The sequence below is a fragment of the Methanobrevibacter sp. genome, from assembly GCF_045130115.1.
Lineage (GTDB): Archaea > Methanobacteriota > Methanobacteria > Methanobacteriales > Methanobacteriaceae > Methanocatella.
Genome location: NZ_JBGUPC010000006.1, coordinates 47372 through 61098 on the forward strand (window position 1 = coordinate 47372; position 13727 = coordinate 61098).

Here is a 13727-nt window from a genome sequence, read left to right on the forward strand (position 1 = left end):
AATTTTTAAATATACTTTATTTCAATACATAATAATAGTATAGATTATTTATGTAAGAGAGGTATATCATGATTAAAAAAATTAATTTTTTATTAGTTTTATTATTGCTTTTAGTGTCTATCGGCGCTGTGAGTGCTGTTGACGATTTGAATGACACTATTTCAAGTGATGATGGAACTGTTTTAGAAGAAGTTGCATCTGAGGATGTTGTGGCTTCTGATAGTGAGGATATTGTATCTGCTAATTCCCACACTGTCAATAAATCAAATTATTATAATTATTTTGATGCATCTACAGGGGAATTAAAGGATTCTTCCGCAAGTGAAGGAGATACAATTAATCTTGAAGGCGATTTTTCAAATTTAAAGTTTGTTTTTAAAAAATCAATAAATGTTATTGGAAAAGAGAATGTCAGATTATCCAATTGCATGTTTACATTTTCTGATGGGGCTTCCGGAAGCTCTATTTCAAAAGTGAACATTTTCAATACAAAAGAAACAACATATGGTATTTTTTTAAATGGTGTAAGCTATTGTACCATTCAGGATTGTTTTATAAACAATACTGGGGCTTCATCTTATGCGGTTTGTATTGCAAATAGTGCAAATTATAATAATGTCACTAACAATAATTTAAATACATATGGAATTACTTACGGTCATGGAACTCGTTCAACTCCTCCATTGCTTATAAGTGGAGCTCATTACAATTATATAGCAAATAACCTAATCGATTGTGATGATGCAAATGCAATTTACTTATCAAGTTACTCTGGAGGTCCTTTGAAGGGAGGAAACTCTAATTTTAATTTGATTTACAATAACACTGTAAAATATCATGTTCTTCCTACTTCCTGGAGTTATGGAATTCAATTAATGGGGGAATATAATACTGTTGACTCAAATAGGATTATTGGAGCTTATAGAGGAGTATCTTCACAGGGTTCAGGTAACAGAATCATTAATAATTGGATAATTAATTTAACAGGTGCTGATTATAATCATCCTACAATTGAGGTAGGTGGAGATATAGGAATTGTTGGAGGCACTTATTCAACTATTGCAAATAATACAATTTTAAATTCAAGAATATTATCCAGTGGTGCGGGAATTTCAGTATTGGACCATTCTACTGTAGAAAACAATATTGTCCAGATAGCTTATAGAGGTACTGGAATACACCCACAGGGTTCTGATATAATAATTAAGAACAATAATATTTCAACACTTTCAGGTGTGGGAATTTTATATAATTCTTATTCTTATAACCTAACAGTCATAGGTAATAACATTACAAGCCAATCTGGTGTCGGTGTTCTAATCCAAAAATTAAGTTCAAAAAGAATGCCTGGAAACATTACTATCGTAAATAACTATATATTTACAGGTAACACTTACGCTATTGATGCAAGGGACGCTGATGCTAATTCGGTAAATGTGATAGGTCCGAACAATATTCCAAAAAATGGAGGTAAGGTTTTAACTCCTGAAGGTGAATATGATCCATCAGTTCCGGTTTACAATTTTAATGGAACAACCTATACAGTAACTCCTTCCAATTTAAATACTACTTTCTTGGAAGACAATGGAGCATTCAAATCAGATATTAAAGACGGAGATATATTAAATTTTGAAGGTGAATTCCACAATCTAAGAATCCTTGTCAATAGAGGTGTCAAAATCAATGGTCAAAATGCAATCTTCTATAACACTACCTTCCAAGTATCTTCTGACGGTGCATGGCTTGAAAATTTAGTGATTAGAAATAATGATGCCGGAGGATCAAATTGTTGGGGAGTAGTTGCCTATAGGGTATTTGGAGCCACAATTAAAAATTGTGATATTGAAGTTTGTGACCTAAATTCTGCATATGCAGTTTATGTGGTGGAATCAAGCAATGTTGATGTATTAAACAACAGACTATTCTCCAGTGGCAGTTATTTAACTTACACACTGCTCGCCCACACAGTTGAGGACTGTAATTTTATCAACAATACCATTAAAACTGAAGGTACAGGTAACCTTTATGTCCTTTCCGGTGGTGAAACTTGTATTGATGGTAACTGCATTGACGGTAATTGTCTGGATGGTAACTGTTTGGATGGTAATTGTTTAGACGGTAATTGTCTGGATGGTAATTGTTTAGATGGCAGTTGTCTTGATGGCAGTTGCTTTGACGGAAATCATTATGTTACAGGAATTTTCAGAACTTACGGAATTTTAATGATTTATGCTTCCGGAAATAACGTTTCTGGAAATAGGGTTAATGTCACTTCTAAATTAAATAGAACAGTTGGCACCAATCAATCCACAAACTCTCTTGTAGGTATTGATTTGTACTATAATTCTCATGATAATACCTTCTCATCAAATAATGTCTATGTATGTGGTAATGATAATTATATCTATGGTATGGGCGTTTTAGGATATACTGAAGGACATAATGCTCCTGAAGGTCAAGGTGCAACAAATACCAGGTTTATCAACAATCAAATATTATTAGAAGGAACATATTTTGTTGAAGGATTTGTGATTGGTCAGGAATCTACAGATACACTAATTACTTCAAATGTTGTTAATATGCAATCTGATTGTGTAGCTTATGGTATTAATTTAGAAAATCCACAAAATTCCACAATCAATAAAAATACATTCGTAATAAATTCCGATGTGGTATATGGAATTGAATCTTTCAATTCAAATAATAATAAAATTAGCGAAAATAATTTTGAAATCAATGCAAAACTAGCTTATGGATTTGCACTTGCCAATTCTGTTAATAATGAAATTGTCAAAAATAAAATCATCGCTAATGGAACCGGTGAAGCAATTTCATTTAACAATCATGATGTGATCTCTGAAGGAAATGCAGGAATTTATCTTGATTCTAATTCAACTAATAATAACATTAAAAACAATGAAATCACCTCCAAAAAAGGTTATGCCATACTTCTTGATGAAGATGCAATCAATAATGTAATTGAGGACAATTATCTGGATTCAGAATTAGGAATAGGTGATGATGGAGTAAATAATGCTTCAAATAATGTTGTAAGGAACAATTATAAGTATTTGGTAAATGGTAGTCTTCAAGATATCAATATCAATTACTTGGAAAATGGAACATTTGTTTTCACAACTACTGATGCTGCATTAGAAGGTGCAACAGTCAAATTTATGGATTTGGACGGAAATATAATTGGGGAAGCCATTATCGCAAATGGTGAAGCAAAATCCGAATATAGTTTTGTTGACTACACTCCCGCTTCATATACATTTTCAGCAATAGTAAATAAAAAATACTTCAGATTAACTGAATTCTCTGCTCTTTTAAGTGTTGAAGATGGAGACTTGGATGTAGTTTTATACAATACAACCGGTGCAATGTATAGAAACGCCGAATTCATGGCAGTAATTAAGAACATTTTAGGCATTGGGGTTGAGGGAATAACTGTTGAATTCTACATCAATGATGACGGTGATGAAGTTTATGAGGGTAAGGCAATTAGTGATGTCAACGGTATAGCTTCTCTCATTAGAGAGATACCTAAAATATATGATGATTATCCAATAATCACTGCAAAAATCATTAATCCGGATTATTTCAAATCAACTTCTGCAAATGCTAATTTAACTGTTTATAAATTAGTAAGCACAACACTCACAGTCAATAAAAATGTTTATCCTGGCGGTGTTTTAGCCATTTTGAAATATGAAAAAGATAATTTGTTATCTAATAAGTTGGTTTCAGTTAAAATCGGTTCAAAAACTTATGATATTTCAACCAATTCCAAAGGAGAAATAATCATGCCGGTTATCTCTAAAGGCAGCTATTCAGTTTCTGTTTCATTTGCAGGCGATGCACAGTATTATGATTCTAAAAATACTGCGAAAATAACTGTCTTGCCTTCAATTGTTGAAAGCAGAAGTTATACTGTATATTATGGAAACACAATAACCTATAAAGTGCGCGTAAAAGGATCTGACGGAAGCTATGGTGCAGGAAATGTTGTAACCATTAAAGTAAACGGTCAAACTTACAAAGTCCAGACAGATAAAAACGGTTATGCCACCAAAGCACTCAAACTGAAAGCCGGAACCTACACAATAACTGCAGAGTTTAATGGCGATAAAGTTTCAAACAAGCTAACTTTCAAGCCTACTCTGACTGCAAAAAATATCGTAGCGAAAAAAGCTAAAAAGATTAAATTTTCAGTAAAAGTTGTTGATAAAAATGGTAAGGCAGTGAAAAAGAAAAAGGTTACTTTTAAAATCAAAGGTAAAAAATACACTGCCAAAACAAATAAAAAAGGCGTAGCTACTGCATCCATTAAGAATTTGAAAGTAGGTAAATATTCTATCAGTTCAAGTTTTGGCGGATGCACAATTAAAAATACAATCAAAATCAAAAAGTAAAGGTTTTTAACCTTTATTTTACTTTTTTTTCAAATGACCTTTAATAACATTTAAATATATTTAATTACTATTTTTTAATATAGTCAATCTATAATTTTTATTCATCAAATTTATTAGACTATACTTTAATTTAATAATAATAACGAGGTGTAAATATTAAACAAAAAGCCCTGATTATTTCATTGCTTCTACTTTTTTTAATGGTTTTATCAGTTAGTGCAACTTTTGCGGCTGATGAAAATGTAACATTATCAGAAGTGGATGATGAAGTAACCATTGACCAAGATGTTCTAAGCGTTCAAGAAGATAATGCACCGCTTAGTGTTGAGGATGAAGGAGTTGTTGAAGCTGATGATGGCTTTGATGATGTTTTGAAAGCGGAAAATGTTGTAACAAATAATACGTTCCACAATTACTTTGATGATTCCGGTAATTTGTTGGATACCGTAACAGATGATGAATTAATTTTTGAAGGGGACTTTTCAGGAATTGATGTAAATTATATTACCATTGATCGAGAAATTAAGTTCACAGGAAAAAATGCAATATTTAACGGAGTATCCTTTGTAATTTCTTCAGATGATGTTGAAATAAGTGGTTTTGATTTAACAGGTTCAGATTATGCATTAATCACTATGTCTGAAGTTTCTAATGTAATAATTTCTGATTGTAAAATAAATTTCACTGCTGTTGAAGATTCTGATAGTTATGCAATTTATGCATTTTCTGTCGATACTTTGAAAATTATTAACAACAATATAACTTATGTTGGATGCACAAATGGAAATTACATAAATAATGTTATTCGTATTGAAGGGGATGAGGATGAAGAATTGTCTTCGAATGAGATTGTAATTCAAAAAAACAATTTTGATATTACACTTCCTTCAGTTGCTATAAAACATCCTGACATGTATTCACTTGAAAATACTAAAATATTCTCTGCAGGTATTGATTTATTTTATTGTTACGATGTAAATATCATCGACAATGAAATGAATATTAAATATAATAATCATTATGGTAAATTAGATTCAATAGTCGGTATTTCTGTTAGGGGAAATCCAATGAATTTGATTTCAGAGGATCCTATTGTTTCTGAAGATGTTTTAATTAAAAACAATGTAATTAAAGCAACAGGTTACAATTATATTTATGGTATTTTGATTGCAGGAAACGATTTTGAAGTTTCAGACAATCAATTAACAATTTCCTCTGATAATTATTATGCAAACGCTATTGAAGTCGAAGGACCTTCTGAAGAGGGTACTGTAAAAAATAACACAATCTCACTTAAAGCACCTGGCGCAACTTATGGTATTATTAGTGGTGTTTTAACTATGGGTATTATTGATGGTGTTAATTATGTTGATAACACTATTGATGTTGAATCCTACTTTGCCTGTGGTATGGAGTTATCACAATGGGATTCTGAAGTTACTAACAATAATATTTCAGTAAAAGGTAATTACACAGTCGGAATTTGTGACAGTGTTCATAATGGTGAATCCACTATTTCTAAAAATACAATTGACTGTTTTGGTACAAATATTGGTGATGACTATACAGGTGACACTATTTTAGGTAAAGAAAGTATTGCTATTGCTGTTTTAGGTGATGTAACTATTGAAAATAATAATATCTCCTCTACTAATGTAGGTATTAAAGCAGTTGAAGAAGGCACTGTTGTTATCAGAAAAAATGATATTAATGTGATTGCTAATAGTGGTAAAGTTGATAATTTTGCTATTGTTGCTAGTGAGATTGATGATTTAACTATTATTAATAACAATGTAACATACGCAGGTATGGTTGATTACCAATTCGTAACCATTGGCTATGATGATTGGGGTTATCCTATTTATGATACCAGCAATAACACTCACACCTATGGTGTTTTCATTAAAAATACTGATGTTAAGATTGTGGATAATAATTTTGATATTGCCATTCCTACCTTTGCTGTAAACTGGGGCGCTACCCGTGAATCTTTCAGTGAAGGTATTGTTTTAGCAGGTTGTGATGATGCGGTATTAAGCAACAATAATATTACAATAAGTGCTAATGGCGGTAATAGTTGGGATACTATTTACGGTATTGATATTTTGAATTCCGCTAATCCAACCATTCTGGTTAACGATATAGTTCTTAATGGTGCAGGTTATTCCTATGGTATCATTATTAATGATGAACTTTTCAAAATATATAGTAATAACATTACTGTAACTTCTGACGAATATGCCTGTGGCATTGATGTTGAAGGTGCAGCTAAAGGTGAGATTGAGAACAATATTGTCACTGCTACTGCAACCAATTCCGCTTATCCGATTTACACTGGTATGGTAGCAGGTCAGGACGTAGTGGTTTCCATCAATAACAATGAAATTAAAGGTGAAGCTTACTATGTTGTTGGTTTAGAGATTGCTGCTTCAGAAGCTCATATTTATGAAAATGTTATTTATGTAGATGGTAATCATACTATTGGTATTGGAACTAAAGTTTCCAAGGTTGAAATAAAGGACAATATTATTAATGCTTTTGCTTCAAATGTTGGAGATAATCCTGTTTGGGATAGTATGAAAACTGATAACTGCGGTATTAAAGTAATTAGTGGTAATGCAATCATAACTGATAATAAAATCGCTTCTAATGCCATAGGAATCAATGCTGATTCAACAAATGATATTGTGAAAATTATAGATAATGATATTGTTGTTAATGCTAATAGTGGTAAAGTTAATAATTATGCTATTGTTGCTGAAGAAGTTAACTTAACTATTGTTGATAACAATGTAACATTCAATGGTATGGTTGATAACCAATTCGTAATCATTGGCTATGATGATTGGGGTTACCCAATTTATGACTCATCCAATAATACCAGATCATATGCTGTTTTCGTTAAAAATAGTGATCTTGTAATTAGGGATAATGATTTTGACATTGCTATTCCTACCTTTGCTGTTAACTGGGGCGCTACCCGTGAATCTTTCAGTGAAGGTATTGTTATAGTGGGTTGTGATGATGCGATATTAAACAACAATAATATTACTATAAGCACTAATGGAGGCACTAGCTGGGATACTATTTATGGTATTGATATTTTGAATTCCGCTAATGCAAAAGTTGTTTCTAACGATATACTTGTTAATGGTGCAGGTTATACCTATGCTATCATTATTAATGACGAGTATTTTGTTATTTCAGACAACAATATTGTTGTAACATCTGACGAATATGCATGTGGCATTGATGTTGAAGGCACTGCTGAAGGAATAATCGTTTCAAATAATATAGACACTACTGCTGCTAACTCTGCTTACCCGATTTACTCTGGAATGAATTACATGCCGGTCACCATTACTATTCAAAAGAATAACATAACCGGTGAAGCTTATTATGTTGTAGGTATTGAAGTAGGTGGAACCGAAGCAGAAATAATTGAAAATGATATTAAAGTAAGTGGTAATCATACTATAGGTATTGGTGCTTATATTGATGAAATAACCATTGATAACAACAATATTACTTCCAATGCTTCAAAAGTAGGCGATAAATCTATTTGGGATCAAATGGGAATCGCTGATACTGGTGTTGTAATCAAAAAAGGTAATTTCACTATTACAAACAATGAGATTGAAACAACCGGAGATTATGCGGCTAAATTAGGTGACAATAATGGTACTATTGCCGATAACAAAATGACCAGTAATGAAGGTGAAGGCGATATGACTATTTATGGAACAGGTAATATAACTGAATCTGGAAACACAGGTGTTCCTACCGATAAGCTCAAAGTTGTTGTTGCTGCTGTTGAGTTTACCAAAGTTTACGGCACTGATGATCTCTTTACAGTTAAACTTTTAGATGAATACGGTCGTCCAGTGTCTAATAAAACAGTTACTGTATCTCTTGCAGGTCAAACATTCGCTAACGTTACTGATATGAACGGTAAAGCCACATTCAACATTAATGTGGTTCCTGAAGAATATCTTGCTTTGATTAAATTTGAGGGCGATAATAACTACCTTTATAAATCTGTTTATAATTATGTCGCCATTACCAAAGCACCATCAGCAATTACCGCTCCAGACAAATCACTTTTAGTAACCGCTACTAAATCTGGTGTAAATTACCAAATTGTCTTAAAAGACAACTCAGGTAATGTTTTAGCAAATCAGAAAGTAACTATCAACGGTAAAGAATATACCACTGATGATAAAGGTGTAGTTAATTACAAAATCACTGCTTCTAAAGCTGGAACTCAAAAGTTAACAGTTAAGTTTGCTGGAGATGCATATTATGCAGAATCCACCAAGACTGCAACTATCAAAATCAGCAAAGAAGCAGCCAAATTGACTGCTAATAAGAAAACTTTCAAAGCTAAAGTCAAAACCAAAAAATATGCTGTAACCTTAAAAGACAGTAAAGGTAAAGCAATCAAAAAAGCTAAAGTCACTTTAAAAGTTAAAGGTAAAACCTACAAAGCAACCACCAACGCTAAAGGTAAAGCCACCTTTAAAGTTAAAAACTTAAAGAAAAAAGGTAAATACACTGCTAAAGTCACTTTTGCTGGAAACAACCTTTTCAATAAAGTTGCAAAATCAGTTAAAATTACTGTTAAAAAATAGGGATTTTTAATCTCTATTACTTTTTTTATTTTTTCATATAGATTACTCAATTTATAATTACTGTTTTTAAAATATCGCTTAATTATATTCGATAACCCATAATTTATTGCAGATGATTTCATTATACAACAGCATTTAATGCATCGTTGCTTCAATATTTGTGGCACTTATTTTTGCCCTGAAAATCAGTAATAAAAAATAGTAAAAAAGTAAATTAGTGTTGACTAATCTACTCCATTGCATCCTTGACCCTGTCGAAGAGTCCTTTTTTGACCTGCTTGATTTCATCTCCGCTGATTTCAGCGAACTGCTTGAGCAAGTCTTTTTGTTTTGAATTTAATTTTTTAGGAACTACAACACTGACGGTAACGTACATGTTTCCTCTACCTTTGTGCCTGACGGAGTTCATTCCTTGGCCTCTTAGCTTGAATACTGTACCGCTTTGTGTTCCGGGAGCAATCTTGAATTCAACCTCTTTTCCCTCAATGGTAGGAATGCTCAACACATCCCCCAATGCGGCTTGCGGGAAACTCACTTGCTGTTCCATGTACAGGTGGTCGCCTTCACGGGTGAATTTCTTGTCCCTTTTGATGTGGATAGTTACAATCAAATCCCCTTCAAGGCCTGCTTTTTCACCGCAGTTTCCTTCGCCGGAAACCCTGAGGTGATTGCCTTCATCGACTCCTTCAGGAATTTCGATTTTGATTGTTTTTGTTTTTCTTTTACTTCCCTTACCGTGGCAGTCTTCACATGGCTCTGTAATGATCTTACCTGTTCCTCCACACTCTCTGCATGGCCTTACGTTAACCATCTGGCCTAGGAAAGTATTGCTGACTTCCTTGATTTGACCTGTTCCTCCGCAGGTTGTACAGGTTTCGGGATCGGACCCAGGTTTTGATTTGGAACCGTGGCATGTTGGACATAATTCGCTTCTTGTAATCTTGATTTCCTTTTCACAGCCTTGGAATGCCTCTTCAAGAGTGATTGGAACTTCGGTATATATGTCTGAACCTCTTTGAGGGCCTGCATTCCTTCCTCTGGAGCGGCCACCGCCTCCTCCGAAGAACATGTCGAATATGTTTCCGATATCGAATCCCTGGAAAATGTCGTCGAAGTTCACGTTTTGATAGAAATCTTCAGCTGTAAATCCATCCATTCCTGCATGACCGAACTGATCATACCTTTGACGTTTTTCATCATCAGACAAGACAGCGTAAGCTTCACTTACTTCTTTAAACTTATCTTCTGCATCTGGTTCATCACAAACGTCCGGATGGTATTGTCTGGCTAATTTACGATAAGCTTTTTTAATTGTTTTCTCATCAGCGTTTTTGTCAACGCCTAAAACTTCATAATAATCTCGCTTGTCTGCCATTTGTTCACCTTAAAAAAATAATAAATAGAATAAATAATAGTTTTATTTTAATTGTTAGTTTAACTATTTTTTTGATTCTGATTCTGATTTTGTATTAACCTAACAATCCAATAAAACTGTATTATTTAATCTAATCGTCTTTTAATTCATACTCTGCATCAATAGTGTCATCATCGCTGTTGTCGCCAGCACCTGCATTAGGGTCAGCTCCAGCTTGCTGTTGAGCTTGTGCTTCTGCTTGTGCTTGTTGGTAGATTTTTGCACCAATTTCCTGAATTACGTTGGATAATTCATCAGACTTTGCTTTAATGGCATCAACGTCATCGCCAGCTATAAGTTCTCTTAATTCAGCCACAAGTCCTTCGACTTTAGTCTTTTCATCTTCAGATACTTGATCTTTAAGTTCATCTAAAGTTTTTTCTGAAGTGTAAATTAATGAGTCTGCATTGTTTCTGATTTCGATTTCTTCTTGTCTTTTCTTATCTGCTTCAGCATTCATTTCCGCTTCTTTGATTTTTTGTTCGATTTCTTCGTCGGACAGTTTGGTGGAAGAGGTAATTGTGATTGCTTGTTCTTTGCCTGTTCCTTTGTCTTTAGCGGTTACATTGATAATACCGTTTGCGTCAATATCAAAGGTTACTTCAATTTGAGGAACGCCTCTTGGTGCAGGTGGGATTCCCACAAGTTGGAAACGTCCAAGTGAAGTGTTGTCTGCTGCCATTTTCCTTTCGCCTTGAAGTACGTTGATGTCTACTGAAGGCTGGTTATCGGCAGCTGTGGAGAATACTTGGCTTTTCTTGGTAGGAATAGTTGTGTTCCTTTCAATTAAAGTGGTTGACACTCCACCTAAGGTTTCGATACCTAAGGATAATGGAGTTACGTCTAACAATACGATGTCTTTAATTTCACCAGCTAATACTCCTCCTTGAATAGCAGCACCCATGGATACACATTCCATTGGGTCAATACCACGTTCGACTGGTTTTCCTATGAATTTTTCTACGAATTTCTGTACGATTGGCATTCTTGTAGGTCCGCCGACTAAGATGATTTTATCAATTTCTGATTTGCTCATTTTAGCGTCATCTAATGCTTGTTGCATTGGTTTGCCTGATTTTTCGACAATTGAATCGACGAGCTCTTCTAATTTTGCTCTTGTAAGTGAAATGATTAGGTTTTTAGGGGTTCCGTCAGTTCCCATTGCAATGAAAGGCAAGTTAACTTCGGTAGTTGTGGTAGTGGACAATTCGATTTTTGCTTTTTCTGCAGCTTCCCTTAACCTTTGTACTGCTTGGTCGTTGTCCATCAAGTCAACGCCTTCTTGTGCTTTGAACTCATCTGCAAGGTATTTGATTAATACGTTATCCATATCGGTACCACCGAGTTGGGTGTCTCCGCTGGTGGATCTTACTTCAAACACTCCTCCACCGAATTCCATGATGGTCACGTCCAGGGTACCTCCACCTAAATCGTATACCATGATGTTCATGTCATCTTCTTCGGCTTTGTCAAGACCGTATGCGAGGCTTGCTGCGGTTGGTTCGTTTACGAGCCTTACAACATCCAATCCTGCAATGGTTCCTGCATCTTTGGTTGCGGTCCTTTGGTTGTCGTCAAAGTATGCAGGTACGGTAATTACAGCTTTTTGGATAGGTTCTCCGAGGAAGGTTTCTGCATCTTTTTTGATTTTTTGTAAGATGAATGCGGAAATCTCTTGTGGAGAATATTGTTTTCCGTTTACTGTAACTTTGTGATCGGTACCCATGCTTCTTTTGATTGCTGAGATGGTATTTTCAGGGTTTGTTACTGCTTGTCTTCTTGCTGGTTCACCGACTAGCATTTGACCGTCTTCGGTAAATGCAACGTAACTTGGGAATGATTTACCGTATTGGCTTGCACCTTCTGCGGAAGGGATTGTGGTTGGTTTTCCTCCCACAAGCACTGATGCAGCTGAGTTACTTGTACCTAAATCAATTCCAATAATTTTTTCTTTTTTAGTATCAGACATAGTTTTCACCTTTACATTTTGTTTTTTAATAAAAGTTATTTTGATTTTTTTTAATTTTCAAATATTTCAATCGTTTAAGATATTTTTAAGTTTTTAAAATATTTGATAATAAAAATTATTTTAATTTTTATTTTTTTAAAATAATTTATAAATATGAATTTTAATTTTTATAATAATTTTTTATCATTGTTTTTATTCTTCTTTTTTAGCTTTTTTGCAAACTCTTACTTTAGAGTATTTGATTACCTTATCCTTTAAGGTGTATCCTTTCATAAGTTCATCAACGATTTCGTTGTTTTCATGATCTGGACTGTCTACAGTAAGCAAAGCTTCATGCTTGAATGGGTCGAACTTTTCTCCTACTGCAGGAATCTCTTCAACACCCTCTTTTTCTAAAGCATTTTTCATTTTGGAATAAATTAATTCTAAACCTTCTCTAAGTTCCTCTTCATTGCTTGAGTTTTCAAGAGCCCTTTCCATATCTTCATAGATATCAAGGAATTTAACAATAAGGCCTTCATTTGCATATCTTATTAAGTCCTGTTTTTGTTTTTCTCCTTGTTTTCTAAAGTTATCAAAGTCTGCTTGAAGTCTTTGAATATGGGATTTTAGCTCTATGATTTCTTCATCTTTCCTCTCAAGGTCTTTGTTTAATTTATCTAATTCGCCGTCTTCATTTTCATCATCTTTTGATGGTTTTTCTTTGCCATCTTCTTGTGAAGACTCATCTTTAGATTCAGAAGGGCTTTCTTCTTTATCCTGAAGTTTGGATTGATCTTCCTCATCAATTTCTTCTTCAGTTTTTTTAGTTTCATTTTTCTTAGCCATTTCTTCACCTTTTATGAATTTATCATAAAGTATTATAATTAGAGAAAGAGAGCGATAAGCTCCTTTAATATTTTGACTTTAATCAAAGAATTTTAGATTTGTTTTCTATCATATGGGTTAATAGAAAAGTGTTTTATGATTTTTAGATTTAGGGTGTGGACTTAAATCTAAAAAAATCTTTGTTTATAGTGTGATTTTTTTAAGAGGATTTTTGAAATGTTCTTTGATTTGTGTTTATCCAGTTTGTTATTATTTGTTAGAATTTTATAGGTTTCTTATAATAACTTTTTGAGTTTAGGCTATTTATCAAGTGAACTTTGATTTTTTGATTTGTTTAAGCTCTATTTTTAATAAATAACCATCGGATTTAGATTTTATTTTGTCAATTTATATTAAAGTAACAAAATGTTATCTTTCTCTATACTTATTATAGTAACAAAATGTTATATAAAGATTTCGGTTTTTAGTAA

At 33.4% G+C, this 13727-nt stretch carries 5 protein-coding genes; 2 read left to right on the forward strand and 3 right to left on the reverse strand.

Features of this window, described 5'->3' with window-relative positions; translation table 11 throughout:
• Nucleotides 1–68: 68 nt before the first annotated feature.
• Nucleotides 69–4415, forward strand: coding sequence for a right-handed parallel beta-helix repeat-containing protein (locus ACJMML_RS01085; protein WP_405305589.1), 4347 nt, complete (start codon nt 69–71; stop codon nt 4413–4415).
• Nucleotides 4416–4615: 200 nt separating this feature from the next.
• Nucleotides 4616–9046, forward strand: a complete 4431-nt coding sequence (locus ACJMML_RS01090; protein ID WP_405305590.1) for a hypothetical protein — start codon at nt 4616–4618, stop codon at nt 9044–9046.
• A 229-nt stretch (nt 9047–9275) separates the two neighbouring features.
• On the opposite strand, the gene dnaJ is transcribed toward ACJMML_RS01090, so the two are convergent.
• The 3 genes from dnaJ to ACJMML_RS01105 all read right to left on the reverse strand — a co-directional run bounded on the left by dnaJ (nt 9276) and on the right by ACJMML_RS01105 (nt 13257).
• Nucleotides 9276–10421, reverse strand: coding sequence for a molecular chaperone DnaJ (gene dnaJ, locus ACJMML_RS01095; protein WP_405305591.1), 1146 nt, complete (start codon nt 10419–10421; stop codon nt 9276–9278).
• 130 nt (nt 10422–10551) lie between these two features.
• Nucleotides 10552–12429, reverse strand: a complete 1878-nt coding sequence (gene dnaK / locus ACJMML_RS01100; RefSeq protein ID WP_405305592.1) for a molecular chaperone DnaK — start codon at nt 12427–12429, stop codon at nt 10552–10554.
• Between the two features lie 192 nt (nt 12430–12621).
• Nucleotides 12622–13257: a nucleotide exchange factor GrpE gene (locus ACJMML_RS01105; protein ID WP_405305593.1), complete on the reverse strand. Its 636-nt coding sequence runs from the start codon at nt 13255–13257 to the stop codon at nt 12622–12624.
• Nucleotides 13258–13727 lie beyond the last annotated feature (470 nt).